At 63.5% G+C, this 26,101-nt stretch carries 22 protein-coding genes; 14 read left to right on the forward strand and 8 right to left on the reverse strand.

Going from position 1 to position 26,101, the window contains the following annotated elements; genetic code table 11:
* Positions 1–163 precede the first annotated feature (163 nt).
* The 8 genes from AC09SL_RS08125 (at position 164) to AC09SL_RS08160 (ending at position 7,765) form a co-directional block, all read left to right on the forward strand.
* Positions 164–982, forward strand: a complete 819-nt coding sequence (locus AC09SL_RS08125; protein WP_058543016.1) for an ABC transporter substrate-binding protein — start codon at positions 164–166, stop codon at positions 980–982.
* 10 nt (positions 983–992) lie between these two features.
* The gene (lhpI, locus tag AC09SL_RS08130) at positions 993–2,771 is read left to right on the forward strand and encodes a cis-3-hydroxy-L-proline dehydratase (RefSeq protein ID WP_058543017.1); all 1,779 of its coding nucleotides are present in this window, start codon (positions 993–995) and stop codon (positions 2,769–2,771) included.
* Positions 2,764–3,429, forward strand: a complete 666-nt coding sequence (locus AC09SL_RS08135) for an amino acid ABC transporter permease (RefSeq protein WP_058543018.1) — start codon at positions 2,764–2,766, stop codon at positions 3,427–3,429. The genes lhpI and AC09SL_RS08135 overlap by 8 nt, the downstream gene beginning before the upstream one ends.
* A 9-nt stretch (positions 3,430–3,438) precedes the next feature.
* Complete coding sequence (locus tag AC09SL_RS08140; RefSeq protein WP_058543019.1) at positions 3,439–4,089, forward strand: amino acid ABC transporter permease; 651 nt, start codon at positions 3,439–3,441, stop codon at positions 4,087–4,089.
* Positions 4,082–4,804 (forward strand): amino acid ABC transporter ATP-binding protein, encoded by a 723-nt coding sequence (locus AC09SL_RS08145; protein ID WP_058543020.1) that lies wholly within the window; start codon positions 4,082–4,084, stop codon positions 4,802–4,804. The genes AC09SL_RS08140 and AC09SL_RS08145 overlap by 8 nt, the downstream gene beginning before the upstream one ends.
* A 139-nt stretch (positions 4,805–4,943) precedes the next feature.
* Positions 4,944–5,972: a trans-3-hydroxy-L-proline dehydratase gene (locus AC09SL_RS08150; RefSeq protein ID WP_058545544.1), complete on the forward strand. Its 1,029-nt coding sequence runs from the start codon at positions 4,944–4,946 to the stop codon at positions 5,970–5,972.
* Between the two features lie 159 nt (positions 5,973–6,131).
* Positions 6,132–7,049 carry a dihydrodipicolinate synthase family protein gene (locus AC09SL_RS08155; protein WP_058545545.1) on the forward strand — a complete coding sequence of 306 codons (918 nt, stop codon included), beginning with the start codon at positions 6,132–6,134 and terminating at the stop codon, positions 7,047–7,049.
* A gap of 161 nt (positions 7,050–7,210) precedes the next feature.
* The gene (locus tag AC09SL_RS08160; protein WP_058545546.1) at positions 7,211–7,765 is read left to right on the forward strand and encodes a DinB family protein; all 555 of its coding nucleotides are present in this window, start codon (positions 7,211–7,213) and stop codon (positions 7,763–7,765) included.
* 72 nt (positions 7,766–7,837) lie between these two features.
* On the opposite strand, the gene AC09SL_RS08165 is transcribed toward AC09SL_RS08160, so the two are convergent.
* The 5 genes from AC09SL_RS08165 to AC09SL_RS08185 form a co-directional block, all read right to left on the reverse strand.
* On the reverse strand, positions 7,838–8,902 hold the full coding sequence (locus AC09SL_RS08165) for a 2,3-butanediol dehydrogenase (protein WP_226921177.1): 1,065 nt from the start codon (positions 8,900–8,902) through the stop codon (positions 7,838–7,840).
* An 83-nt stretch (positions 8,903–8,985) separates the two neighbouring features.
* A complete protein-coding gene (locus AC09SL_RS08170; RefSeq protein WP_058545548.1) occupies positions 8,986–10,098 on the reverse strand; it encodes an acetoin dehydrogenase dihydrolipoyllysine-residue acetyltransferase subunit in 1,113 nt (370 codons plus the stop codon).
* On the reverse strand, positions 10,098–11,114 hold the full coding sequence (locus tag AC09SL_RS08175; protein ID WP_058545549.1) for an alpha-ketoacid dehydrogenase subunit beta: 1,017 nt from the start codon (positions 11,112–11,114) through the stop codon (positions 10,098–10,100). The genes AC09SL_RS08170 and AC09SL_RS08175 overlap by 1 nt, the downstream gene beginning before the upstream one ends.
* Positions 11,115–11,150: 36 nt before the next feature.
* Positions 11,151–12,128, reverse strand: a complete 978-nt coding sequence (locus AC09SL_RS08180) for a thiamine pyrophosphate-dependent dehydrogenase E1 component subunit alpha (protein ID WP_058545550.1) — start codon at positions 12,126–12,128, stop codon at positions 11,151–11,153.
* Between the two features lie 2 nt (positions 12,129–12,130).
* Positions 12,131–13,204 (reverse strand): ATP-NAD kinase family protein, encoded by a 1,074-nt coding sequence (locus AC09SL_RS08185; RefSeq protein ID WP_058545551.1) that lies wholly within the window; start codon positions 13,202–13,204, stop codon positions 12,131–12,133.
* 342 nt (positions 13,205–13,546) lie between these two features.
* Between AC09SL_RS08185 and AC09SL_RS08190 the strand changes: the two genes are divergently transcribed.
* On the forward strand, positions 13,547–15,412 hold the full coding sequence (locus tag AC09SL_RS08190) for a sigma-54-dependent Fis family transcriptional regulator (RefSeq protein WP_058545552.1): 1,866 nt from the start codon (positions 13,547–13,549) through the stop codon (positions 15,410–15,412).
* 4 nt (positions 15,413–15,416) lie between these two features.
* Here AC09SL_RS08190 and AC09SL_RS08195 read toward each other — a convergent pair whose 3' ends face one another.
* The 3 genes from AC09SL_RS08195 to AC09SL_RS08205 form a co-directional block, all read right to left on the reverse strand.
* On the reverse strand, positions 15,417–15,746 hold the full coding sequence (locus tag AC09SL_RS08195; RefSeq protein WP_058545568.1) for a hypothetical protein: 330 nt from the start codon (positions 15,744–15,746) through the stop codon (positions 15,417–15,419).
* Positions 15,747–16,075: 329 nt separating this feature from the next.
* On the reverse strand, positions 16,076–17,287 hold the full coding sequence (locus AC09SL_RS08200) for a cytochrome c biogenesis protein DipZ (protein ID WP_058545553.1): 1,212 nt from the start codon (positions 17,285–17,287) through the stop codon (positions 16,076–16,078).
* 179 nt (positions 17,288–17,466) lie between these two features.
* Positions 17,467–17,730, reverse strand: coding sequence for a DUF2790 domain-containing protein (locus AC09SL_RS08205; RefSeq protein WP_058545554.1), 264 nt, complete (start codon positions 17,728–17,730; stop codon positions 17,467–17,469).
* Between the two features lie 223 nt (positions 17,731–17,953).
* On the opposite strand from AC09SL_RS08205, the gene AC09SL_RS08210 reads away from it, so the two are divergent.
* The 5 genes from AC09SL_RS08210 (at position 17,954) to AC09SL_RS08230 (ending at position 26,007) form a co-directional block, all read left to right on the forward strand.
* On the forward strand, positions 17,954–18,694 hold the full coding sequence (locus AC09SL_RS08210; protein WP_003202589.1) for a response regulator: 741 nt from the start codon (positions 17,954–17,956) through the stop codon (positions 18,692–18,694).
* The gene (locus tag AC09SL_RS08215) at positions 18,691–20,001 is read left to right on the forward strand and encodes an ATP-binding protein (protein WP_058545555.1); all 1,311 of its coding nucleotides are present in this window, start codon (positions 18,691–18,693) and stop codon (positions 19,999–20,001) included. The genes AC09SL_RS08210 and AC09SL_RS08215 overlap by 4 nt, the downstream gene beginning before the upstream one ends.
* A 624-nt stretch (positions 20,002–20,625) precedes the next feature.
* On the forward strand, positions 20,626–21,267 hold the full coding sequence (locus AC09SL_RS08220) for a ferric reductase-like transmembrane domain-containing protein (RefSeq protein WP_058545556.1): 642 nt from the start codon (positions 20,626–20,628) through the stop codon (positions 21,265–21,267).
* 252 nt (positions 21,268–21,519) lie between these two features.
* Positions 21,520–23,319, forward strand: coding sequence for a thiamine pyrophosphate-requiring protein (locus tag AC09SL_RS08225; protein WP_058545557.1), 1,800 nt, complete (start codon positions 21,520–21,522; stop codon positions 23,317–23,319).
* 114 nt (positions 23,320–23,433) lie between these two features.
* Positions 23,434–26,007, forward strand: coding sequence for a bifunctional diguanylate cyclase/phosphodiesterase (locus AC09SL_RS08230; RefSeq protein ID WP_058545558.1), 2,574 nt, complete (start codon positions 23,434–23,436; stop codon positions 26,005–26,007).
* Positions 26,008–26,101: the final 94 nt, after the last annotated feature.

The following is a 26,101-nucleotide window of genomic DNA, read 5'->3' on the forward strand; positions in this document are numbered from 1 at the left end:
CCTTACCCTGTTTGATACCACCTGGTATGCAAGCCTCTAGACCAGCCCTCTGCTGGCATTGCTGCGCCTCTACCAGAAACAGGCACGCCGATTGCTTATCTAATATCGTATACGAAATCCTCAATACGATATCTCACCGCATTTATTCGACAGCGAGGCATTTATGAAAAACCCTGCATTGGCCGTAGCCCTCGGCATTGTCCTCACCCCGCTTTTCATCGCCACTGCCCACGCCGACAAGCTCGATGACATCATCGGCTCGGGCAAGCTGCGTTGCGCCGTGACCCTGGACTTCCCACCCATGGGCTTTCGCGATGAAAGCAACAAGCCGGCGGGCTTCGACGTGGACTATTGCCACGATCTGGCAAAGGTCCTTGGTGTCGATGCCGAAGTGGTGGAAACGCCGTTCTCCGACCGCATCCCCGCGCTGCTGTCCGGCCGCGCCGATGTCATCGTCGCCTCCACATCCGACACCCTGGAGCGGGCCAAGACCGTGGGCCTGACCGTGCCCTACTTCGCCTTCCAAATGGTCGTGCTGACCCGCGACAACACCGGCATCAACAGCTACGCCGACCTCAAGGGCAAGGCCCTGGGCAACACCAGCAGCACCTATGAAGCCATCGCCCTGGAGAAGGACCAGAAGAGTTGGGGCAGCGGCAGCTTCCGCGCCTACCAGTCGCAGAACGACACCTTGTTGGCCGTCGCCCAGGGGCACATCGATGCCACCGTGGTGACCAACACCGTGGCCGCCGCGACCCTCAAGTCGGGTAAGTACAAGGGCCTGAAGATCGCCGGTGACGCGCCCTACGTCATCGACTACGTGTCCCTCGGCGCCAAGCGTAGCGAATACGGCCTGCTCAACTACCTCAACCTGTTCGTCAACCAGCAGGTACGCACGGGTCGCTACAAGGAATTGTTCGTCAAATGGGTGGGCACCGACATTGCGCCGGCCAACCTGACCGTTCCCCAGGTCTACTACTGAGGATCGGCGCATGCCAAGCACGCCTGTCCGTGTGAACGGCCGCAGCCTGGTGGAGGGTGCCGCCCAGGGCGCCCTGCTGTTCGCCGATGTTGGCTTGAGCTTCTGGGGCGGGGTCGATCCAGCCAGCGGCGAGGTCATCGACCGTCACCATCCCTTGAGTGGCCAGCGCCTGGCCGGGCGCGTGCTGGCGATTCCCAGCGGACGCGGCTCCTGCACCGGCAGCAGCGTCTTGATGGAACTGATCAGCAACGGCCACGCGCCCGCCGCCCTGGTGCTCGCCGAAGCCGATGAAATCCTGACCCTGGGCGTGCTGGTGGCGCAGGTGATTTTCCAACGCTCGCTGCCGGTAGTGTGCGTGGGGCACGAGGCCTTCAATGGGCTGCGTGGCCAGGGTTTCGTGCGTCTGGAAGGCGAGGTCCTGACACTGTCTGGCCAGCCGCCAAACGACGGTTGGCAAGGTTCTGACGCAGCGTCGCAGCCGCCCACGCCCTCAACCCTGGCGCTGAGCGAACAGGACCGGGCGTTGCTCGACGGCAGCCACGGCAAGGCCGCCCAAGTGGCGATGCAAATCGTGCTGCGCATGGCCCAGATCCAGGGCGCCACGCAACTGTTGGACGTGACCCAGGCCCACATCGACGGCTGTATCTACACCGGCCCGGCCAGCCTGCGCTTTGCCGAACAACTGGTGCAGTGGGGGGCGAAGGTTCGCGTCCCCACCACCCTCAATTCCATTTCCGTGGACCAGCGTCGCTGGCGGGAACTGGGGGTCGATCCGGCCCTGGGCGAGCCGGCCAGTGCCCTGGGCGATGCCTACATGGCGATGGGTGCCCAACTGAGTTTCACCTGCGCGCCCTACTTGCTGGACAGCGCGCCAAAGGCCGGCGAACAAATCGTCTGGGCCGAATCCAACGCGGTGGTCTACGCCAACAGCGTGCTGGGGGCGCGGACGCAGAAGTATCCGGACTTCCTCGATATCTGCATCGCCCTGTGCGGACGGGCACCGCTGAGCGGCTGCCATCTCGACGATCCACGCAAGGCCCAACTGATCGTCGACGTACCGGCGCTGGGTCACGTGGATGACAGTTTCTATCCGCTGCTGGGCTATCACATCGGCAGCCTGGCGGGCCGGCGCATACCGCTGATACGCGGGCTGGAACACGCCGCGCCCACCCTGGACGACCTCAAGGCCTTCGGCGCCGCGTTCGCCACCACCAGCGCCGCGCCGTTGTTCCACATCGCCGGGGTAACGCCGGAAGCCCTCGACCCGGCCGATGTCCTGGAGAGCGACGTCACCTTGCCGCAGGAAAGCGTCGATGCCGCCGGCCTGCTTGCCAGTTGGCGTGAGCTCAACAGCGCTCGGGACAACTGGGTGGACGTGGTGTCCCTGGGTAACCCGCATTTCTCCCTCAGCGAATTCGCCACCCTCGCGACCTTGTGCGCGGGGCGGGTCAAGCATCCGTATGTGGTGCTGGCGATCACCTGCGGCCGGACGGTGCTGGAGCAGGCCCGCAAAGCCGGGTATCTGGCCGCCATCGAGGCCTTCGGCGCGGTACTGGTGACCGACACCTGCTGGTGCATGTTGGGCGAACCGGTGATCCCACCCCACGCCACCACGCTGATGACCAACTCCGGTAAATACGCCCACTACGCACCGGGCCTGGTCGGGCGTGGGGTGCACTTTGCCGCCCTCGCCGAATGTGTCGAGGCCGCCTGCACCGCCTCGACCCGCGGCCAGCCGCCGGCGTGGCTGCAACCCACCGCCCGCACGGGGAGCCCGACTCATGTTTGACTACAGCTTCCAATGGCGCCCGGCCTTGCGCGCCCTGCCCGACATGCTCGCCGGAGCCTGGGTAACGTTCGAAACCGCCGCGCTGTCGATGATTTTCGGCGTGCTGATCGCCCTGGTGCTGACGGTCATGCGCCAGGCCCCGAATCGCGTGCTGCGGGGCGTGGGCAATGGCTGGGTGTCCATCGCCCGCAACACGCCCTCGCTGTTCCAGATCTACATCCTCTACTTCGGCCTCGGCTCCCTCGGGCTGCACGTCAGTTCCTGGCTGGCCTTGCTGGCCGGGATCACCTTCAACAACGCCGGCTACCTGGCGGAAAACTTTCGCGGCGGCCTCAAGGCCGTGCCCAGTACGCAAATGCGCGCCGCTCGCTCCCTGGGGATGAGCGCTTTCCAGGCGTACCGGATGATCATCGTCCCGCAACTGTTGCGCATCGTGTTCTACCCGTTGACCAACCAGATGGTCTGGGCGGTGCTGATGACGTCCCTGGGCGTGGTCGTCGGCCTGAACGACGACCTCACCGGTGTCACCCAGGAATACAACGTCAAGACCTTCCGCACCTTCGAATACTTCGCCCTTGCGGCGGTGCTGTATTACCTGATCGCCAAGCTGATCGTCGGTTTGGCCCGGCTGTTGTCCTGGCGCTTGTTCCGCTATTGAGGGCTGGTCATGTTTTCTACAAGCCTCACTGTTAACGACCTGTTGTACTTGCTCGAGGGCGCCTGGGTCACGCTGCAATTGACCGCGTGGTCGATCCTGCTGGGCACCCTGGCCGGGCTGCTGTTCGGCCTGCTGCGGGCGCTGTTGCCGCGGGCCAGCCTGCCCCTGGCCTGGGTATTGGATGCGTTTCGCAGCGTGCCGCTGCTGATCCAGTTCGTGCTGTTCAACTCGCTCAAGAGCATCGTTGGCCTGAACCTCAGCGCCTTTGCCGTCGGTTGCATCGTCCTCGGGGTCTATGCCGCGGCTTACTTCACCGAGATCGTGCGCGGTGGCGTGCTGGCGGTGCCGTTGAGCACCCGCCGGGCAAGCCGGTCACTGGGCCTGAGCTATGTGCAGGACCTGCGCTTCATCGTCCTGCCGATTGCCACGCGGGTGGCCTTTCCCGGCTGGCTGAACCTGGTACTGGGCGTGATGAAAGACACCGCGCTGGTGATGTGGATCGGCATCGTCGAATTGCTGCGGGCGTCGCAAACCATCGTCACGCGCATTCAGGAACCCCTGCTGGTGCTGTGCATCGCGGGCCTCATTTACTACGTCATGAGCCTGGTGGTCGCCCGCCTCGGCGCACGCCTGGAAAGAAGGTGGCAGGAAAATGATTGAGATCGAAAACGTACACAAATCCTTCGGTGACCTGGAAGTGGTCAAAGGTGTGAGCCTGACGGTGGACAAGGGCGAAGTGGTGTCGATCATCGGCGGTTCCGGCTCTGGCAAGTCGACCCTGCTGATGTGCATCAACGGCCTGGAACCGATCCAGAAAGGCAGCATCCGCGTGGACGGCATCGAGGTCCATGACCGCGCCACCGACCTCAATCGCCTGCGGCAGAAGATCGGCATCGTGTTCCAGCAATGGAACGCCTTCCCCCACCTGACCGTGCTGGAAAACGTGATGCTGGCGCCGCGCAAGGTGCTGGGCAAAAGCCGGCAGGACGCCGAAGCACTGGCGGTGCAACAGCTTGAGCATGTGGGCTTGGGGGACAAGCTCAAGGCCTTCCCCGGCAAGCTTTCCGGCGGCCAGCAGCAGCGCATGGCCATCGCCCGGGCGCTGGCGATGTCGCCGGACTACATGCTCTTCGACGAAGCCACCTCGGCCCTGGACCCGCAACTGGTGGGCGAAGTGCTGGACACCATGCGCATGCTCGCCGAAGACGGCATGACCATGGTGCTGGTGACCCACGAGATCCGCTTCGCACGGGACGTGTCCGACCGCGTGGCGTTCTTTTGCAATGGCCGGGTCCATGAAATCGGGCCGCCGGACCAGGTGATCGGCAATCCGGTGCAGCCGGAGACGGCGGCGTTTCTCAAGTCGGTGAAATAGCGGATGGCCTCATCGCGAGCAAGCTCGCTCCCACACTGGTTTTGTGTACACAGCTCAATCCATGTGTCCACCCCAGAACCCTGTGGGAGCAAGGCTTGCCCGCGATGAGGCCCAACCAGACAACACAAGGATTTGATTCATGCGCTCATCAAAAGTCATCCATGTCATCAGCTGCCACGCCGAAGGCGAAGTCGGCGACGTGATCGTCGGCGGCGTCGCCCCACCCCCTGGCGCCACCGTGTGGGAACAGTCACGCTGGATCGCCCAGGACCAGACCCTGCGCAACTTCGTCCTCAACGAACCCCGTGGCGGTGTGTTCCGCCACGTCAACCTGCTGGTGCCAGCCAAGGACCCGCGGGCGCAAATGGCCTGGATCATCATGGAACCGGCCGACACTCCGCCGATGTCCGGCTCCAACTCGTTGTGCGTCGCCACCGTGCTGCTGGACAGCGGCATCCTGCCAATGACCGAGCCCCAGACCCGCCTGATGCTCGAAGCGCCGGGCGGCCTGATCGAAGCGGTGGCCGACTGCCGCGACGGCAAGGTGCAACGGGTCGAAATCAAGAACGTGCCCTCCTTCGCCGATCGCCTCGATGCCTGGATCGAAGTCGAGGGGCTGGGCTCGTTGCAGGTGGACACCGCCTACGGCGGCGACAGTTTTGTCATCGTCGACGCCCAGCGCCTGGGCTTTGCCATCCGCCCTGATGAAGCCGCCGAGCTGGTGGCCGTGGGTTTGAAGATCACCCGCGCCGCCAACGAACAACTGGGCTTCATGCATCCGCTGAACCCCGACTGGTCGCACATCTCGTTCTGCCAGATTGCCGCGCCCATCGTCCAGGAAAACGGCATCGCCACCGGTGCCAATGCCGTGGTGATCCAGCCTGGCAAGATCGACCGCTCGCCCACCGGCACCGGCTGTTCGGCGCGCATGGCGGTGCTGCACGCCAAGGGCTTGATGCAGGTCGGCGAACGGTTTATCGGCCGCTCGATCATCGGTTCCGAATTCCACTGCCGCATCGACTCACTGACCGAGGTGGCCGGACGCCCGGCGATTTATCCGTGCATTGCCGGACGGGCGTGGATTACCGGCACCCATCAGCTGTTGCTCGACCCGGCCGATCCGTGGCCCGAGGGCTATCGGCTTTCGGATACCTGGCCGGGTGCATGATTTTCACACACAACCCCTGTGGCGAGGGGATTTATCCCCGCTGGACTGCAAAGCAGCCCCCTGGAGCCAACTGACAAACCGAGTCGCCAGATTTCAGGACCGCTTCGCGGCCCAACGGGGATAAATCCCCTCGCCACATACCATAACCGGAGACAACCCATGAGCAAACGCATCAACTGGAGCGGCGTCTTCCCTGCCGTCACCACCCAATTCAACGATGACTTTTCCATCAACCTGGAAAAAACCCACGAAGTGATTTCCAACGTCATTCGTGACGGTGTTTCCGGCCTGGTGGTCTGCGGGTCGGTGGGGGAAAACACTTCCCTGAGCGCCGAGGAAAAAATCGCCGTGACCGAAGTGGCGGTAGACGCCTCCCGTGGCCGCGTGCCGGTGATCTGCGGCGTGGCCGAATTCACCAGCGTGCAAGCCGCCAAGGTGGCCAACGCGGTGCGCAAGGTCGGGGTTGACGGGGTGATGCTGATGCCGGCGCTGGTCTACGGCTCCAAGCCATTCGAGACCGCCGAGCATTTCCGCTACGTAGCCCGGCATGCCGACGTGCCCTTGATGGTCTACAACAACCCGCCGATCTACAAGAATGACGTGACACCGGACATCCTGATTTCCCTGGCCGATTGCGACAACGTGGTGTGTTTCAAGGATTCCTCCGGTGACACCCGGCGCTTCATCGACGTGCGCAACGAAGTCGGCGACCGTTTTGTGTTGTTCGCCGGCCTCGATGACGTGGTGCTGGAAAGCCTCGCCGTGGGGGCCGAAGGTTGGGTTTCGGGCATGTCCAACGTGTTCCCGAAGGAAGGCGAGACCATTTTCCGCCTGGCCCGCGCCGGACGCTTTGCCGAGGCGATGCCGATCTATGAATGGCTGATGCCGATCCTGCACCTGGACGCCCGCGCCGACCTGGTGCAATGCATCAAGCTGTGCGAAGCCATCGCCGGCCGCGGCAGCGCCCTCACCCGCCCACCGCGCCTGGCCCTGCCGCAAGCGGACCGGGCGTATGTGGAGCAGATCATGGCCAAGGCCCTGGCGAATCGGCCGATGTTGCCGGATGTGGGGCTTTAAGGTCCGACCTAACCCGCAAGGCAGATGAAGAACCCCCTGTGGGAGCGGCGGTGCGGCGATCCGACTTGCTCGCGAAAGCGGTCTGTCTGACATGACTATGCTGGATGTACCGCCGTCTTCGCGAGCAAGCTCGCTCCCACACCGTTTTGATGAGGCTTCCCATGAATTATTTCCTGGCCCAGGCCCTGAACAACCGATGGGCCAACCACAGGCTACTCGGCGCTTGCGCGCAGTTGAGCGAGGCCGAATACGAAGCGTCGCGCACGGGGTTCTTCCCGTCCATCCAAGCCACGCTTTGCCACATCCTGGAAGTGGACCGCTATTACCTCACCGCCCTGGAAGGCGACCGCGATGGGCAGATAAAGGACTTTTCCGAAACCCTGGCCTTTGCCCCACTGAAGCAAAGCCAAACCCAGACCGACCAGCGGCTGGTGGCGTTCTGCGAAGCCCTGCGGGAGAAAGACCTCGCCCGCTCCGTGGAGCTGGTGCGGGTCGACGATGTGGTGCGCGAGCGCATCGACCGGCTGCTGTTGCACCTGTTCGAACATCAGATCCATCACCGCGGCCAGGTGCATTCGATGCTCAGCGGAACCGGCATCAAGCCACCGCAGCTCGATGAGTTCTTCCTCGACTGCGATCGTAGGTTTCGGCAAGAGGAAGAGCAGCCACTGCAACTCAACGAAAGGACCGTCTGGCAAGACTATCGGCCGGACTGACAGTCTCCACTGGCCGGAAAAAAATGCGATGGCCACTGCCGGCCATCGCCAAATCGCCCACGTCAGGCGCTCTTAGATCCGTGCGGGAGACACGATAATTTTCACGTTGTGCTCCTTGTTATTGACCAACTCCTCGAAGCCCTGGCCGACAATCTGCTCCAGCTGGATGCGTCCGGTCACCAGCGGCGAGATGTCCAGGCGCCCATCGGCGATGAAGGCAATCACATCGGCGAATTCGCCGTTGTAGGCCAGCGCGCCAAGCACTTGCTTCTCGGTGGAGACCAGTTCAAAGAAGTTGAACTCGCTCGGTTCCTCGAAAATGCCCACCAACACACACTTGCCGGCCTTGCGGATCAGGTCGATGGCCAGTTTGGCGGTGTGCTTGTTGCCGATGCATTCGAAACTGACATCGGCCCCCAGGCCAGCGGTCAGGCGGCGGACTTCGGCCAGGGCGTCGCATTCGTTCGGGTCGATCACGTGGCTGGCCCCGACTTCCAGGGCCTTGGCCTTGCGTGCACCGGACATTTCCAAGGCGATCACCTGGGCCGCCCCGGCGGCCTTGGCGCACATGATGGTGCACAGGCCGATGGTGCCGGCACCCACCACCACGACGTTCTGGCCCAGCAGGCTCCCGGCCTTTTTCACTGCATGCATGCCCACCGCCAATGGCTCGATCAACGCACCGGCCTCGGCAGGGAAATCGGCGGGCAGTTTGTAGAGCAGGTTGGCCGGTACGTTGACCAGTTCCGCGAACGCCCCGTTGTTCATCAGCCCGGTGAAGGCCAGGTTCTCGCAAATGTTGTAGAGCCCATGGGTGCAGTAATAGCAGGTGCCGCAGTGCTGGCAGGCGTCCGCCGCCACCGGTTCACCGACACTGAAGCCCTCGACGCCGGCGCCCAGTTCGACGATCTCGCCGCAGAACTCATGGCCGAGGATGCACTGGCCCTTGATCCCGGTCAGCGGGTGCGGCGCGTCCACCGGAATGAACACTGGCCCGGCTACGTACTCGTGCAGGTCGGAGCCGCAGATGCCGCACCATTGCACGCGGATCTGCACCCAACCGGCGGGCGGCGAAATCGGCAGTGGCACGTCTTCGACGCGAATGTCGTTGCGGCCATGCCAGACAGCGGCGCGCATGCTGCGGGTCGGCTTGATTGAAACGTTCATAACGTTGCCTCCAGAATTTATAGGGACGACGACGCATGTCGCCGCCCGCTTGATCAGTGCTGCTCGATGAACCCGTGGATCAGCCGGTTGACCTGCTCGGCCGCTTCCATTTGCACCATGTGGCCCTGACCGGACAGCACCTCGATCTGGGCACTCAGCCCCTCGCTATGGGCCGCCGGGATGATCGCGTCGTCGCTGCCCCAGATCACCAGGGTCGGTACGTCGCCGCCCTGCACCACTTCGCGCAAGTCCACCTGTTGGCGGCCGTCGGCGAACAGCGTCGCTGACAGTTGCAGCAGCGCCGCGTCCACACCCTCCAGGCGCTTGTACTTGAGCATGTCGTCGAGCATCTGCCGGTTCACCAGTTCGGCATTGGAGAACAGTTGCACCAGTTGCGGCTTGAGGGCATTGCGGTTGGCCGCTTCGACAAAACCTTGCAGGTAGCTGCCATTGATCTGCGCGCCTAGCCCGGCGCTGCCGATCAAGGTCAGCGACCGGACTCGCTGGGGCATCAGGCGTGCAGCGTTCAGCGACACCGCCCCACCCATGGAATGCCCCACCAGATGCACAGCGTTGATGTCCAGGTGATCGAGCAAGGCCAGCACCACGCCGCTCAGTTCGTCCAGGTCGCCGCGTTGCAGGGTTTTGGAAGATTCGCCATGGCCCGGCAGGTCCAGGGCAATGACCCGACGCCCGGCCGCCAACGCCTCATGGTTGAACAACCAGTTGTTCAGGTCGCCGCCGAAACCATGCACCAGCACCAGCGGCGTGCCGCCCTCGCCCCGCTCGAAATAGCGGATCACCCGGCCGTCCAACTCGACTTTCTGCGGTTTCGGCCCACTGTCTTCGTCGGCCGCATCGCCGGGCACAAAGGTCGACTGGAACTGTTCGATGACCGCATCGATCTCGGCATCGCTGGCTTCGCCGTCGACCACGATGCCGAGCAAGGCGCCGACCGCCAGGGTTTCGTCCTGCCGGGCGATCTGGCGACGCAGGATTCCGGAAAACGGCGCTTCGACGCTGCTGGAAATCTTGTCCGTCTCGACGTCCATCACTTCATCGCCCTTGGTGATGGCCTGGCCCTCTTCCTTGAGCCAGGCATCGACCCGGCCCTCGGTCATCGACAGGCCCCACTTGGGCATGGTCAGGGTATGAATCTGGCTCATCAGCGCTTGCTCCACTCGATCACGTTGAGCACGGCTTGTTCGATTTTCGCCGCATCAGGGATGTACAGGTCTTCCAGCGCATCGGAGAACGGCACCGGGGTGTGCGGCGCGGTGACCATCTCGATCGGCGCCTTGAGCGCGGCAAAGGCTTTTTGTGCCACCAGCGCCGAAATATCGGTGGCCATGGAACAGCGTGGGTTGGCCTCGTCGATCACCACCAAGCGTCCGGTTTTCTCGACGCTTTCCAGGATGCTGTCCTCGTCCAGCGGGCTGGTGGTGCGCAGGTCGATCACTTCGCAGTCGATGCCCCGCCCGGCCAGGCTGCGCGCCGCGTCCATCGCGGTGTTGACCATGCGCCCGTACGACACCAGCGTCACGTCCTTACCGTCGCGCAGGAAATTGGCCTCGCCAAAGGGAATGGTGTAGAGCTCTTCCGGCACCTCGCCCTGCATGCTGTAGAGCAATTTGTGCTCGCAGAAGATCACCGGGTCGTTGTCGCGGATCGCCTGGATCAACAGGCCCTTGGCGTCGTAAGGCGATGACGGGCACACCACTTTCAGCCCCGGAATGTGCGTCCACAAGGACGTGAGCATCTGCGAATGCTGGGCGGCGGCGCGCAGGCCGGCGCCGACCATGGTGCGGATCACCAACGGCGTGGAGGCCTTGCCGCCGAACATGTAGCGAAACTTCGCCGCCTGGTTGAGGATCTGGTCCAGGCAGCAGCCGGCAAAGTCGACGAACATCAGTTCGCACACCGGGCGCACGCCGCAGGTGGCGGCCCCGACTGCCGCACCGACATAACCGATTTCCGACAACGGCGTGTCCAGCACGCGGCCGGGGAACTGGTCGTAAAGCCCCTTGGTAACGCCGAGCACGCCGCCCCAGGCGTCGTTTTCACCGGGCGCGCCGGCACCACCGGCCACGTCCTCACCCATGATGAAGACGCTGGAGTCGCGGCGCATTTCCTGGGCCAGGGCTTCGTTGATTGCCTGCTGATAGCTGATTTTTCTCGCCATGATGAAATTCTCTATTCTTGTTTTTTCGAAGGGCGTTCAGGGATAGCTGACGTAGACGTCGGTCAGCAGGTCCGCCGCGCAAGGCTTGGGATCGGACTTGGCCTTGTACACGGCGTTTTCGATCAGCAGGTCCACTTCCTTGTCGATCTGGTCCAACTGCTCGACGGTGAGCAAGCCGGCCCGGGTGGTGCGCTCGCGGAACTGCATCAGGCAGTCCTGGTTCTCGCGAAAATGCTTGACCTCGTCGGGCGCCCTATAGGTCTGGGCGTCGCCTTCGAAGTGGCCGTAGTAGCGGGTCAGCTTGACCTCGATCAGCGACGGCCCTTCCCCGGCACGGGCGCGTTCGACGGCGGCCCCGGCGGCCTCATGCACGGCAAAGAAATCAAAGCCGTCCACCGTCACCCCGGGCATGCCGAACCCCGCCGCGCGGTCGGCGATGTGGTCGCAGGCCACCGACCAATTGGAGGCGGTGGCTTCGGCGTAGCCGTTGTTTTCGGCGATGAACAGGCACGGCAGGTTCCACACCGAGGCCATGTTCATGGCTTCGAACACCGCACCCTCGTTGGAGCCGCCGTCGCCGAAAAACACCACGGCGACGCTGTCGGTGCCCTTGAGCCGTGCCGCCAGGGCAGCGCCGACCACCAGCGGCGCGCCGGCACCGACGATGCCATTGGCGCCGAGCATGCCCTTCTCGAAGTCGGCAATGTGCATCGAGCCGCCCTTGCCTTGGCAGACGCCGGTCTTCTTGCCGTAGATCTCGGCCATCATCCCGTAGACGTCCACGCCCTTGGCGATGCAATGGCCGTGACCACGGTGGTTGGAGGCGATGCAATCGTCATCGCCCAGGTGGGCCATGACGCCGGCGGCCGAGGCTTCTTCGCCGGCATACAGGTGGACGAAACCGGGAATCTCGCCGGTGGCGAACTCCACGTGCAGGCGCTCTTCGAAGGCGCGGATGGTGCGCATCACCTGGTAGGCGTGCAGCAGTTGATCGTGGGTGAGCGGTGTCGACATTTTTATTCTCCTGGGGTGTCTTCTAGAAGATTCAGAGGGTGCTGCGGGTGTTCGCGGCCGATGGCCAGCAAACGCTGTTGCGCGGCGTAGGCCAGCACCGCGTTGACGTCGATGCTCAGCGGGCCGCCGGCATCGAGGGTGACCGTGAGCCGGTCCTGCGCGTTGAATTCGATTTCCCGTTCGCCATCCAGGGCCAGGGTGCCGCTGGACAGCGACAGGCCGTGGGCGATGCCAGGTTCCAGGGGCCCTGCTGCAAGCACGCCACAGCCCTGCAGCAGGCCCGGCGCGAGCGGCACCAGCAGCGCTTCGGGCGATCGCGGGTCCAGGCGCATCCAGGCGCCACCCGGTGCCTGGCGTGACACCGGGAACCACAAGCCGCACAGCGCCGACAAGCCGATGGACTGCGGTTCGGCGAAGGTCACGAAGACTTCGGCCAGGTCCTGTGCGCGACTGATGGCCCGGGCGCCGACAAACCGCAGCGGCGACACGGCGACGTCCACCAGGGCGACTTCGCGCAAGCCACGTCCGGCGTCACAGACCAGCAAGCGCTTGTTGCGACGCAGGCCGATCTGCGCCGGGATCCGGCCACTGGCGTACAACCCACCGGCCAGCCCGGCACTGGTGGCCTCGCGCAGTTCGGGAAAGGCGTTGTTGGTGCCGGTGGACAGGGTCAGCAATGGAATGTCCCCCACTTCAGCGGCCACCGCCTTGTGGGTGCCGTCGCCACCCAGCACGGCGATCAGCGCCACCTCGCGCTCGGCCATCAGACGCGCGGCCCGGCGGGTGTCTTCGACGGTCTGGCGCAGGGTCAGGTCGAGAAACTCCAGGGCCGGCCAGTGGCTGCTGCGGGCCTGGCGGCTGTGGCTGTTCTTCAGCACGGCGGCGGCCATGCCAATCATGTCGGTGGGCATCAACACCTGCTCGATGCCGGTGGCGCCGAAAGCGGCCAGCAAGCGCTGGATCACCGAGACCTTGTCGGTGCTGGAAAACAGCCCGGCATTGGCGGTCAGGCGCCGCACGTCACGGCCCGATGCGGGGTTGGCGATGATGCCCACGGTCAATGGCCGGCGACTCATGACACCACCGTGGAGGGGGCAGGCACACGGCCTGGGCAGGAAACCATAGACACCTCGTTGTTATTATTGGATGACCCGTCGAGCGGGCCCCAGAGGTAGAGCAAGGGCGGTGCCAGTTGTGAAAAAAACCTGCTCAAGGCCCGGGCCAGAGCGGTCCCTATGGGATTTGTGATGAAGCGAAGCGAGCCCCGGTGAGACGCCCCATGTCAGCCTGCACAAGGTTGCGGCGAGACCCTGAGACGTGGCGTCTCACACCGCCCGTAGAACCCGTCGAGCTTGTCTGCACCCGGCGAACGGCGCTTAATGTGCGCACAACGATAAGAAGCTGAATCGGAGGCCCCTATGCTTTCCGCTCACTCCCGGGCGCACGTGGATTGCGTCAGTCGCGTGGTGAAAAACGCGAACCAATTGCCACAACTGCCCGTCCCGGACCTGATCCTCGACTCCTGGCGCCGGTCCATGGAGCAACATCACCTGGATCCCGGTTCGCTGCAGGGCCCGCGCATCCTGTCCCAGGACGTGCTCAAGCAATGCCGCGAGCGCTCCGAGCTGTTCCTCAATATCGCCAGCGAAGAAGTGGCGCGCCTGCATGGCCGGGTCCGCGATGCCGACTACTGCGTGCTACTGACCGACGCCCAGGGCCAGACCATCGACTACCGGGTGGAAACCACGATTCGCAATGACTGCCGCAAGGCCGGTTTGTACCTGGGCACCTGTTGGTCGGAGGGCGAAGAAGGCACCTGCGGCGTGGCGGCGGTGCTCACGGCCAAGGCCCCGGTGACGGTGCACAAGCGCGACCATTTCCGGGCGGCGTTCATTGGCCTGACCTGCTCCGCCGCGCCGGTCTTCGACCCCCAGGGTGAATTGCTCGGGGTGCTGGACGTCTCGGCGGTGCGCTCGCCGGATGATCGGCGCTCGCAGCACCTGATCCGGCAAATGGTGGTGCAGAGCGCCCGGGAGATCGAACAGGCGTTTTTCATGAGCAGCGCCCAGGGCTACTGGGTACTGCGGGCCCATCGCAACGCCGGCTACGTCGACAGCCAGCCGGACTTCCTGTTCGCCTGGGACGACGACGGTTGCCTGCAAGCCTTGAACCCGGCCGCCCGCCAGTACCTGCTGCAACATTACGGGCAGTTGCCGCAACACATCGGCCAGGTGTTCGACCAGCAGTTGCTGCACCGTGCCCGGGACGAAAGCCTCTGCTCGCTCGATCACGCCATGCACGGGCGCTTGAGCGCGCCACGCCAGCGGGCCGGTTCACGTGCGCGGGTGGCGATGACCCCGTTGGAAATCGATCCACGCCTGGCCGACAGCCTGCGCCTGGCGGTGCGGGTCAAGGATCGCAACCTGCCGGTGCTGATCCAGGGCGAAACCGGCTCCGGCAAGGAAGTGTTCGCCCGTCAGTTGCACCAGGCCAGCCAGCGCCGTGATCGCCCTTTCGTGGCATTGAACTGCGCCGCGATTCCCGAAAGCCTGATCGAGAGCGAATTGTTCGGCTACGTCGCCGGCGCCTTCACCGGCGCCTCGGCCAAAGGCATGCAGGGCCTGTTGCAACAGGCCGATGGCGGCACCTTGTTCCTGGATGAAATCGGCGACATGCCGCTGGCCTTGCAGACCCGCCTGCTGCGCGTCTTGGCCGAGGGTGAAGTGGCGCCGCTGGGCGCGTCCCGGCGCAAGGCCGTGGACATCCAGGTGATCTGCGCCACCCACCGCGACCTGGAGACACTGGTGGCCGCCGGCGAGTTTCGCGAGGATTTGTATTTCCGCCTGGGCGGCGCGCGCTTCCAACTGCCACCGTTGCGCGAACGCAGCGACCGACTGGCGTTGATCAATCGAATTCTGGCCGAGGAGTCGGCGCTGTGCGGGACAACCGTGCAATTGAGCAGCGCGGCCCTGGAATGCCTGCTCGGTTATCACTGGCCGGGCAATGTCCGCCAACTGCGCCATGTGCTGCGTTATGCGTGCGCGGTGTGCGAAGCCAGTGTGGTCCAGCTCAGTCACCTGCCCGAGTCAATGCACCGCAAGGACGCCGCCGATCACGGGCCGGAGCCAAGCGCCAGCCCGGAACGCCAGGCACTGCTCGATGCCTTGGTGCGCCACCGCTGGAAACCCACCGCCGCCGCCCGGGCCCTGGGCATTTCCCGGGCAACCCTGTATCGACGGGTAAACCTGCATGGCATCGAAATGCCTGGCCGCAGCCCGGCCTGAAGGCCTATCGGCGCGCCAATTCATGACGGACACATTGTTCGTAGTAAGTCTGCTTGACCGCGACCGGCTTGAGACGCGAGGCGCTGTTGTAGGTCTGCTCGGTAATGCCCAGGGCGGTCATGCGCATCCAGGGCCGAGGAAACTTGCGCACTTGCAGCCTCTTGCGCGCGCCATACAGGCTTACGCCGGAAAGCTTCGACGCCTGCGCCCCTGCCGCGATGTCCGAACCCCAGCGGCACACCGACTTCTGGTTTTGCGTCAGCGCCCTGGCCTGGGCCTCAAGCGAGACGGCGAACAAGAGAAACGTCGCCACGACCCACATAGAAATACGCATAGGTTTGTCGCCCAACTTTCTGAAAAGAAAGAAGTTTGACCTTATGTAAATGAGCAAGGGGCCAGCATTTTGCACAAGCCCTACTCCCTCCGAGTCCGCTGAAGTTGCGTAGGAGCCGCGTAGGAACTATGCCGGAACTATGCCGGAACTGTGTAGGAGCCGTGTAGGAGCTGTCGAGTGCAACGAGGCTGCGATCTTTCCCCAGACACTTGAATCCCAAGCGAAAGATCAAAAGATCAAAGATCAAAGATCAAAAGATCAAAGATCAAAAGATCGCAGGCTTCGCCAGCTCCTACAGGGCCCACCACAAGCAAGCCCCTCGCCATGAGTTATTGGCCCGCCTTCGCCTCCTGCAACAACTGCTGGATCACCTGCTCCTGCTCGCCATAGCGTCCTTCGCCAAAATGGCTGTAGCGCACCTGCCCCTTGGCATCGATGAAGTAATGGGCCGGCCAGTACTGATTGTTGAAAGCACGCCAGATCGCATACTGATTGTCGATCGCCACCGGGTAGTGGATGTCCAGCTTGCGCACCTGCTCGCGGACGTTGTCGATGATCTTCTCGTAGCCGTACTCCGGGGTGTGGACACCGATTACCACCAGCCCGTCCTTTTCATACTTCTTCGCCCAACCGTTCACATAGGGCAAGGTGTGCTGGCAGTTGATGCAGTCGTAGGTCCAGAAGTCCACCAGCACCACCTTGCCCTTGAGTGACTCGCTGCTCAGCGGGGGTGAGTTCAACCACTGCACCGCGCCGTCCAGCGCAGGCATGGCGCCCTGGGACTGGAGGGCCGGCATGGAACTGGCGCCGGCTTTGCTCACCACATAGTCGATGGCCTTGGGCACGTTCTCCAGCAGGCTTTTTTCCAGGGTGGCCGATTGTTGGGAGGAAGTCGCCGCCAACAAGCGGTCATCCGCCCCGGTGCCAATCGCCACGGCCGCCAGCAACACCACCGCTCCCGTTCCCCGGCGCAGCCAGGTGGTGATCGGCAGCGAGAGTTTCAGGCGCCCGACCAGTCCGCGCCCGGCCAGGATCAGCGTCCCCAGGGACAAGGCGCTGCCCAGGCCGTAGGCGAGCAACAGCAGGCTGGTTTGTGCACTGGCGCCTTGCAGCATGGCCCCGGTCAGGATCACCCCAAGTATCGGTCCGGCGCACGGTGCCCAGAGCAGCCCGGTGGCGACCCCGATCAGCACCGACGCAACAGGCCCGGCCATCCGCCCGGCGCCGGCGTCCAGGCGATTGCCCAGGCTGACCAGTGGCCGCGCCAACCAGATGCCGACCCGACTGAAAATCAGTGACAAGGCAAACACCACCATCACCACCAAGGCGACTTGCCGGCCAACACTGCTGGCACGCAGCACCCACTCGCTGCTGACCACTGCCAGGCTGGAGACCAGGGCAAACGTCAGCACCATGCCGCCAAGGGTCAGCAGCACCGAGCCACGGGAGCGATCGGCCCGGGCGAACAGAAACGGCACCACGGGAAGAATACAGGGGCTGAGGATCGTCAGAATCCCGCCGAGAAAAGCGATCAGAAGCATGGCAACACCTCAATGGTAGGTAGATAGACAGAACACACCCAATCGGGCAGCGCCTCTGTGGGAGCAAAGCTTGCTCGCGATGCAGACGCCTCGATTTCTGGCAATCACCGCGTCATCGTTTATCGCGAGCAAGCTTTGCTCCCACAGGTTTACTGTCACAAGTTGGCTTCCACGGCGACTCAGTTACCGTCATTGCAGTTATCGGAAAGCTTGCGGTAGTCCAGCGCCTGCTTGTGGCCTGCCGAATCCAGGTAGGTCATCTGGGCATTCACCACACCGCAGACAGGGTTGGCGTCTTCGCTAAGGGACAGCACCTTCTGGATGTCCAGGTGGGTGCCGTAGGTGTAGGTCTGTGCCTGCACGGTGCTTTCGGCCCGGGCCGACAGCGTGCAAATGTTCAGTGCAGCGAAAAGGCAGGCGGCGTAGATGGCTTTGCTGTTCATGGCGATTCCTCGATTCAATGGGTTTATCTGCCGAGGCCTGTCGTGTTGCCTCGATGGACGCCATTGAATGCCGCGCAGGTATCGCGCCTGTATCGAGCCAGGTGGCTTTTTGCATCGCTGTGTATCCGTCGCGCGCCAGATACACTGCAATACAAACCGCCGCGAGCCGGGCCGGCCGGCGCCTGTAGACTGCTCACAACGAAACGCCGAGGAGCTGGACACCATGGATCATGTCGATCACGTGTTGATAGTGGATGACGATCGCGAGATCAGAGAGCTGGTTGGCAACTACCTGAAAAAGAATGGCCTGCGCACCACTGTCGTTGCCGATGGCCGGCAAATGCGCGCCTTCCTGGAAACCACCCCGGTGGACCTGATCGTGCTGGACATCATGATGCCCGGCGACGACGGCCTGGTGCTGTGCCGGGAATTGCGTGCCGGCAAGCACAAGGCCACGCCGGTACTGATGCTCACCGCGCGCAACGACGAAACCGACCGCATCATCGGCCTGGAAATGGGCGCCGACGATTACCTGGTCAAGCCCTTCGCCGCCCGTGAGCTGCTGGCGCGCATCAACGCCGTGCTGCGCCGCACCCGCATGCTGCCGCCTAACCTGGTGGTTACCGAGAGCGGTCGCCTGCTGGCGTTCGGACGCTGGCGCCTGGACACCACCGCCCGCCACCTGCTGGACACCGACGGCACCATGGTTGCCTTGAGTGGTGCCGAGTATCGTTTGTTACGGGTATTCCTCGACCATCCACAACGGGTGCTCAACCGCGACCAGTTGCTTAACCTGACTCAAGGCCGGGACGCCGACCTGTTCGATCGCTCCATCGACCTGCTGGTCAGCCGCCTGCGCCAGCGCCTGCTCGATGATGCCCGCGAGCCGGCGTACATCAAGACCGTGCGCAGCGAAGGCTACGTGTTCTCGCTGCCGGTGGAGATCCTCGAGGCCTCGGTATGAGCCTGCCGCTGCGCTGGCCGCGTACATTGGCCTCGAGGTTGTCGCTGATCTTCCTGATCGGCCTGATCCTGGCCCAGGGCCTGTCCTTCGGCGCCCAGTACTACGAGCGTTACCAGAGCGCCAAGTCGACCATGCTCGGCACCCTGGAAACCGATGTCTCGACCTCGGTCGCCATTCTCGACCGCCTGCCTGCCGCCGAACGCCAGGCCTGGCTGCCCAAACTCGCCCGACGCAACTATGGCTACCTGCTCGACGAAGGCCAGCCTGGGCAACCGATGGATCTTGCCGACGCGCCGATTTCGGTCAGTTCGATCCAGGAAGCCATCGGCCAGGCCTATGGCCTGACGTTCAAGCAGATTCCCGGGCCGAAAATGCACTATCAGGCGCACCTGCGCCTGGGCGATGGCAGCCCACTGACCATCGATGTACGTCCGGCGATGACTCCCCTCTCGCCGTGGCTGCCGATGGTGTTGCTGGGGCAGTTGGCGCTGTTGATCGGCTGCACCTGGCTGGCCGTGCGCCTCGCCGTCGGCCCACTGACCCGGCTGGCCCAGGCGGTGGAAACCCTCGACCCGAACGCCCATAGCGTGCGCCTGGACGAGAAAGGCCCGACCGAAGTGGTGCATGCAGCCAAAGCATTCAACGCCATGCAGGACCGCATCGCGGCCTACCTCAAGGAGCGCATGCAGTTGCTGGCGGCGATTTCCCATGACTTGCAGACGCCCATCACGCGCATGAAGCTGCGCGCCGAGTTCATGGACGAGGGGATCGAGAAGGACAAGCTGTGGAGCGACTTGAGCGAAATGGAGCACCTGGTGCGTGAAGGTGTGGCCTATGCCCGCAGCATCCACGGCGCCACCGAGGCCAGCTGCCGGATCAGCCTGGATGCGTTCCTCGACAGCCTGGCGTTCGACTACCAGGACACGGGCAAGGACGTGCAATTGTCCGGAAAAAACGCCGCCGTCATCGACACCCGCCCCCATGCCTTGCGGCGGGTGCTGGTCAATCTGGTGGACAACGCCTTGAAGTTCGGCGGCGCGGCGCAAATCCATGTGCAGCTCGCCGATAACGGGCAATTGGCGATCCAGGTACTGGACCGCGGCCCCGGGATCAGCGAGCAGGAACTGGCCGAAGTGCTCAAGCCGTTCTACCGCGTGGAAAGTTCACGCAACCGGGAAACCGGCGGCACCGGCCTGGGCTTGGCCATCGCCCAGCAACTGGCGATCGCCATGGGCGGCTCATTGACCCTGAGCAACCGCGACGGCGGCGGCCTGTGCGCCGAGTTGCGGTTGGCATTCGCGAGCTGACATAGCCTCTGTGGGGAGCTTGCTCGCGATAGCGGCCTGAGAGCTGGCCTTTTTTTTTGACTGGGTACATATCCATTGCTGCGGTAACGGCTACTTAGGGTTCCGCCCTGACGGCGGCTCACTTTTGAAGAGCCCGGAAGCCGGCCCAGTCAAAAGCAAGCAAAACGCTTCTGCCCCACCACTCGGTGCCTGCGTTCGGCCAGCGTGGTTAACGGGGCGCCGAGATCAACGTCCACCGCGAGGCGGCCTGGCAGCCGACCTGGCTCTCCAGTCGTACACCCATCAGTTCTGTGGGAGCAAAGCTTGCTCGCGAGGCGCGCCTGACAGCCGACCTGGCTCTCCCGGTCGTACACCCATCAGTTCTGTGGGAGCAAAGCTTGCTCGCGATAGCGGTGCATCTGCCAGCACCTGTTCAACTGACCTGATGCCATCGCGAACTAGCTCCCACAGGGGTTTGGCATGAGGCCGGGCTTCGGTTTGTATGCCAGTGCGTCTGCGGATGATCGGCATACACAAACTTGCACAATGCTGCGTTGCGGACATACCCCGCCTACACCGGCTTGAAAGACTGCTCGTATCCCGGCGACTATCAGCACCGGGCCTCGACACCCAAGGAGCCTTTACATGCCTACCGCAACTGCATCCCCCGTTCGTTATCAGGGCTGGTCACTGTTCAGCCTGCTCGCCGCCCTGGTGCTGTTGATGACCGGGTTGATCCTGGTGCTCAATCCGGACCTGACCGAAGGCGTGCGCAGTGCCATTCGCGCCACGGCTCGCTCATCTTTTGCCTTGTTCCTTCTGGCCTTCACCGCCTCGGCATTCGCGGTGCTGGTGCCCTCGCCCCTGAGCCGGTCCCTGGTGCGCGAACGGCGCTTCATCGGGCTGGCCTTTGCGTTTTCCCATCTGGTCCACGCTGTGCTGATCTATAGCTACGGCCAGCTCAATCCCGAGTTCTGGCCGGGCCGCACCACCCTTGGCAACGTGCCTGGCACCGTAGGCTACGTGTTCATCCTGCTGCTGGCACTGACCTCTTTCAAAAGCACCACGCGCCTGATCGGTTTCAAGGCCTGGAAGCGCCTGCATGTCACCGGCATGTGGGTGCTGGCGGCGATCTTTGCCTACTCCAATTTCAAACGCATCCCCATGAGCGCCTGGTATGTGCTGCCCTTCGGCCTGATCTGCGCCGCCACCGCCATCCGCCTGCTGGGCAAGCTGGCCCAGGCCACCCAGCGCCGTCAACGACTGAAACACGCGACTGGTCTGTAGGAGCTGTCGAGCGAAGCGAGGCTGCGATCTTTTGATCTTTCGCTCTGGACTCAATTGGCAGTGGAAAGATCGCAGCCTCGCTTCGCTCGACAGCTCCTACACAGCTCCTGCACAGCTCGTACATAGCGCCTGCACAGGGCCTTGGCGTTGAAAAAATCGAAACCTTGGACGGCCTGCACCGGTCAAGTCCTGTATGAACGTCAACCGCTGCACGTCGCGCCAAGCGACGGCGGCCTGAAACGAGGGACAGGCATGAGCATGACCGTCGGTGATTTTCTGGTGGAACGTCTTTACGAATGGGGCGTTCGCCGTATCTATGGCTATCCGGGCGATGGCATCAACGGCGTCTTTGGCGCCTTGAACCGCGCCCAGGGAAAAATCCGCTTTATCCAGGCCCGCCACGAGGAAATGGCCGCATTCATGGCTTGCGCCCACGCCAAGTTCACCGGCGAGCTGGGCGTCTGCATCGCCACCTCCGGGCCCGGCGCATCGCACTTGGTGACCGGCCTCTACGACGCGCGGATGGACCACATGCCCGTGCTCGCCATCAGCGGCCAGCAGGCGCGCGCCGCGCTGGGCGGGCATTACCAGCAGGAACTGGACCTGGTCAGCCTGTTCAAGGACGTGGCCGGGGCATTCGTGCAGCAGGCCAGTGTGCCTGCCCAGGTGCGCCACCTGCTGGACCGCGCCGTACGCACGGCGATAGGCGAGCGCCGGGTCACGGCGTTGATCCTGCCAAACGATCTCCAGGACATGGAATACACCGCGCCACGCCACAAGCACGGTACGGTTCACTCCGGCGTCGGTTACCGCAAGCCCAGCGTCGTCCCCTACGAAGAGGACCTGCGCAAGGCCGCCGAGGTCCTCAATGCCGGCAAGAAAGTCGCCATTTTGGTCGGTGCCGGTGCGCTGCATGCCACCGACGAAGTGATCGCCATCGCCGAGAAGCTCGGCGCCGGGGTGGCCAAGGCACTGCTGGGCAAGGCCGCCGTACCGGATGACCTGCCCTGGGTCACCGGCACCATCGGCCTGCTTGGCACCGAGCCCAGCGACAACCTCATGGCCGGCTGCGACACGCTGCTGATGATCGGCTCCGGCTTCCCCTACGCAGAATTCCTGCCCCCTGAAGGCCAGGCCCGCGGCGTGCAGATCGACATTCAGGCGGACATGCTCAGCCTGCGTTATCCCATGGAAGTCAGCCTGCACGGCGACAGCGTCGATACTTTGCGCGCCCTGCTGCCGCTGATCGAAGAAAAAACCGACCGCGCCTGGCGCAAGAAAATCGAACATTGGCGCGAACGCTGGGAGCGGACCCTGGAAAAACGCGCCTTGGTAGCCGCCAAGCCGATCAATCCGCAGCGAGTCACCTTCGAACTGTCGCCCCGGCTGCCGGAGCGCGCCATCATCACCTGCGATTCCGGCTCCTGTGCCAATTGGTTCGCCCGCGACCTGAAGATCCGGCGCGGCATGATGTGTTCGCTGTCCGGCGGCCTGGCGTCGATGGGCGCCGCCGTGCCCTACGCCATCGCGGCGAAGTTCTGTCACCCAGAACGGCCGGTGATCGCCCTGGTGGGCGATGGCGCCATGCAGATGAACAACATGGCCGAGCTGATCACCGTCGCCAAATACTGGCGCACCTGGGCCAACGGCAGCTGGATCTGTGCGGTGTTCAACAATCGGGATTTGAACCAGGTGACGTGGGAACAACGGGTAATGGAGGGCGATCCAAAATTCGCAGCCTCCCAGGACATTCCCGACGTGCCCTACCACCTGTTCGCCGAATCCATTGGCTTGAAGGGCATCCTGGTGCTGCACGAGGACGACGTGGCCACCGCCTGGGAAACCGCGCTGGCGGCGGACCGTCCGGTGCTGATCGAATTTCGCACCGACCCCGACGTGCCACCGCTGCCGCCGCACATCAAGCTGGAACAGGCGAAAAAATTTGCCTCGACCCTGCTCCAGGGCGACCCGAACGAACGAGGCATCGTGGTGCAGACCGCCAAGCAGGTCTTGGGCGCACTGCTGCCGGGCCAGCGCACGAATAAAGAGTGAGGCACGACAATGCAGCCTGTCGGCCCCTTCGTTAACACGCCTAAGTAAATCAGCCAGACAGCCGATATAAGACAGGTGCGGGTGAAATCGCTTTTTGGCTGATGACTTATTTTTATGATTGAAATTGCTGGCAACGACTCGACCGTGCTTTCCCCGGGCTCGCCAACCCGAAGTTTCACCCGCCGCACGTTCCCGGCCATCATGCTCCTGCTGTTTGTCATGTCTGCACTGGCGATTGCCGTGCTGCTCAACATCACCGGTGCCCAGGACCGCCGCGCCCGTGAACAAAGCCTGTTTTTCGCCCAACGGGCCATCGAGGGGATCCGCACGGGGATCGGACGGGACCTGAGCGACTACTCCAAGTGGAGCGACGCCTACCGGCACCTGCATGTCGACATGGACAAGGAATGGGCCTATGACCAGGAAAACGTCGGCAGCAGCGTGTTTTCGCTCTATGGCTACCAGGCCGTGTTTGTCATTTCGCCAACCGGCCAGACCGTCTATTCGGTGATCGATGGCCAGATGAGCGAGGTCGATGCCGACACTTGGCTGGCCGGTGACCTGCGAGCGCTGCGCAAAAAAGCCAGTGCCGCGCAAAACCACGACGAAGTCATCGTCGAGATGCTCCATCACGAGGACGCCCCGGCGTTTGTCGCCGCGTCCGCCATCACCATTGGCACGGACAACAGCGTGCCCGAAATCCCCGGCCCGCCCAGCCTGATGCTCTTCGTCAAGGTCCTTGATCCCGGAGCCCTGGAAAACCTGGCGCGGGACTTCGCCCTGCCCGATGCGCATATTGCCAGGACACCGGGCCCAGCCGATACCGCCCAACTGCTGCTCGACGAACTGACCCTGGAAGCCTTGGCCTGGCGGCCGCAAACCCCGGGCCAGGACCTGCGAAAATTCCTCCTGCCGTTGCTGGCCGTGGCGTTACTGGTGCTGGGGATTCTGGCGCTGGCCGTTCTGCGCCATGCCTTGATGATGCTGCGTGCCCAGGAAAGCCAATACGCCAGCCTGCTGGCCCACCGCAAGGCATTGGAACGCAGTGAAGAGCGTTTCCGCGACATCGCCGAAGTGTCTTCCGACTGGTTGTGGGAGGTCGATGCGACCGGGACGCTGACTTACCTGTCGGAGCGCTTCGAACAAGTGACCGGCTTCAGCCCCACGGAATGGCTGGGCAAACCTCTGCACCGGCTGCTTCACCCCCATGGCGGCTCGATCTCGATTGCCCAATGGCTGCTCGGCGGTGCCAACAGCGTCTGCTCGGCGCCGCTGTTGTGCGAGTACACCGCGCGCAACCAGCGCATCCGCACTTGCAAACTGTCGGTACGGGCCATCGAAGCCGGCACCCTGGGTTTTCGCGGCACCGCCACCGACATCACCGACGAATTGCGGGCACTGGCCCAGATCAAGCACCTTTCCCTGCATGATCCGCTGACCGGGCTGGCCAACCGCAACCGCTTGTTCGATTGCCTGCGCGAACACCTGGACCGAGCCGATCGCCCGCCCCTGGCGCTGCTGAACCTGGACATGGACCGATTCAAGCCGGTCAACGACTCCCTGGGCCATGCCGTGGGCGATAAGGTGCTCAAGGAAGTTGCGCATATCCTCCAGCAAAATGTGCGCAGCACCGATCTGGTGGCGCGTCTGGGCGGTGATGAGTTTGTCATTGTCATGCCCGAGCCCGGCGATGCCGACGATCTCGATCAACTCTGTGCACGACTGATCGACTGCATGCAACGGCCCATGCACCTGGACGGCAATACCCTGTACCTGGGGGTGAGCATCGGCGTTGCCTGGTCGCAGCCCGGAGACGAACGTGCCGATGAACTGTTGCGCCACGCCGATATCGCCTTGTATGCGGCCAAGGCAGCCGGCCGCAACACCTGGCGCGTGTATGTGGAAGCCATGGGCAACCTGGCCCGCGACCGGCGGCAATACGAGCAGCAACTGCGCGATGCCATGCAACGGGATCAGTTGGAACTGCGTTACCTGCCCCGCTTCGATGTCAGCGCCGAACAACTGCACGGTTTCGAAGCCCAGACCTTCTGGCACCACCCCGAGAAAGGTGAACTGGGCGGGGCCGACTTCATGCCGGTGGCCGAAACCTCGGGCCAGCTTGAAGAACTGGGCACCTGGATGTTGATCAACGTCTGTGAAGAGGCCGCCACCTGGCCGAGCGCCGTCAGTGTCTCCATCGCGGTTTCACCCCGCTGGTTCAACAGCAGCTTCCTGATCAACCAAGTGCAAGAAGCCCTCGAAACGAGCGGCCTGGCGCCCCACCGGCTGACCCTGGAAGTGGCCGAAGGGGTCCTGCTGGCCGACCACAAGACCGTCGCCAGCACCCTCCATGCGCTCAAGGACCTCGGCGTGCGGATCAACATCGACAAGTTCGGCACCAGCATCGCCTCCCTGCGTGAAGTACTGGACCAGCCGTTCGATGGTATCCGCTTCGACCGCAACATCCTCACGCAGCTAGGCCTGGAGGATGACAAGGAAGGCGTCCTGGCGATGATCCGCTTGAGCCGCAGCGTAGGGCTGATGGTCACCGCCGAAGGCATCGAAAATGCGCGGCAATTCAGCCAACTGCGCAACGTGTCCTGCGACCATGTCCAAGGCCCCTACTTCGGCGCCGCCCTGGCCCGCTCGGAAATGGCCTCGTTCTTCACCACGCCAAGGTGGCTGTAACCTCTTCACAACCGCCATCGCGAGCAAGTTCGCTCCCATAATGGTTCCGGGTACGACACGGTCCTGTGGCGAGGGAGCTTGCTCGCGATGAGGC

The sequence above is a fragment of the Pseudomonas sp. PF05 genome (genome assembly GCF_056521845.1).

Bases quoted from the DNA above. Each gene is read 5' to 3' on its own strand.
- AC09SL_RS08210 (WP_003202589.1), top strand. From the start codon at position 17,954: ATGGATCATGTCGATCACGTGTTGATAGTGGATGACGATCGCGAGATC.
- AC09SL_RS08160 (WP_058545546.1), top strand. From the start codon at position 7,211: ATGAATTATTTCCTGGCCCAGGCCCTGAACAACCGATGGGCCAACCAC.
- AC09SL_RS08190 (WP_058545552.1), top strand. From the start codon at position 13,547: ATGCTTTCCGCTCACTCCCGGGCGCACGTGGATTGCGTCAGTCGCGTG.
- lhpI (WP_058543017.1), top strand. From the start codon at position 993: ATGCCAAGCACGCCTGTCCGTGTGAACGGCCGCAGCCTGGTGGAGGGT.
- AC09SL_RS08205 (WP_058545554.1), bottom strand. From the start codon at position 17,730: ATGAACAGCAAAGCCATCTACGCCGCCTGCCTTTTCGCTGCACTGAAC.
- AC09SL_RS08175 (WP_058545549.1), bottom strand. From the start codon at position 11,114: ATGGCGAGAAAAATCAGCTATCAGCAGGCAATCAACGAAGCCCTGGCC.
- AC09SL_RS08140 (WP_058543019.1), top strand. From the start codon at position 3,439: ATGTTTTCTACAAGCCTCACTGTTAACGACCTGTTGTACTTGCTCGAG.
- AC09SL_RS08165 (WP_226921177.1), bottom strand. From the start codon at position 8,902: ATGCGCGCCGCTGTCTGGCATGGCCGCAACGACATTCGCGTCGAAGAC.
- AC09SL_RS08220 (WP_058545556.1), top strand. From the start codon at position 20,626: ATGCCTACCGCAACTGCATCCCCCGTTCGTTATCAGGGCTGGTCACTG.
- AC09SL_RS08230 (WP_058545558.1), top strand. From the start codon at position 23,434: ATGATTGAAATTGCTGGCAACGACTCGACCGTGCTTTCCCCGGGCTCG.
- AC09SL_RS08125 (WP_058543016.1), top strand. From the start codon at position 164: ATGAAAAACCCTGCATTGGCCGTAGCCCTCGGCATTGTCCTCACCCCG.
- AC09SL_RS08215 (WP_058545555.1), top strand. From the start codon at position 18,691: ATGAGCCTGCCGCTGCGCTGGCCGCGTACATTGGCCTCGAGGTTGTCG.
- AC09SL_RS08170 (WP_058545548.1), bottom strand. From the start codon at position 10,098: ATGAGCCAGATTCATACCCTGACCATGCCCAAGTGGGGCCTGTCGATG.
- AC09SL_RS08185 (WP_058545551.1), bottom strand. From the start codon at position 13,204: ATGAGTCGCCGGCCATTGACCGTGGGCATCATCGCCAACCCCGCATCG.
- AC09SL_RS08180 (WP_058545550.1), bottom strand. From the start codon at position 12,128: ATGTCGACACCGCTCACCCACGATCAACTGCTGCACGCCTACCAGGTG.
- AC09SL_RS08135 (WP_058543018.1), top strand. From the start codon at position 2,764: ATGTTTGACTACAGCTTCCAATGGCGCCCGGCCTTGCGCGCCCTGCCC.
- AC09SL_RS08225 (WP_058545557.1), top strand. From the start codon at position 21,520: ATGAGCATGACCGTCGGTGATTTTCTGGTGGAACGTCTTTACGAATGG.
- AC09SL_RS08195 (WP_058545568.1), bottom strand. From the start codon at position 15,746: ATGCGTATTTCTATGTGGGTCGTGGCGACGTTTCTCTTGTTCGCCGTC.
- AC09SL_RS08145 (WP_058543020.1), top strand. From the start codon at position 4,082: ATGATTGAGATCGAAAACGTACACAAATCCTTCGGTGACCTGGAAGTG.
- AC09SL_RS08150 (WP_058545544.1), top strand. From the start codon at position 4,944: ATGCGCTCATCAAAAGTCATCCATGTCATCAGCTGCCACGCCGAAGGC.
- AC09SL_RS08155 (WP_058545545.1), top strand. From the start codon at position 6,132: ATGAGCAAACGCATCAACTGGAGCGGCGTCTTCCCTGCCGTCACCACC.
- AC09SL_RS08200 (WP_058545553.1), bottom strand. From the start codon at position 17,287: ATGCTTCTGATCGCTTTTCTCGGCGGGATTCTGACGATCCTCAGCCCC.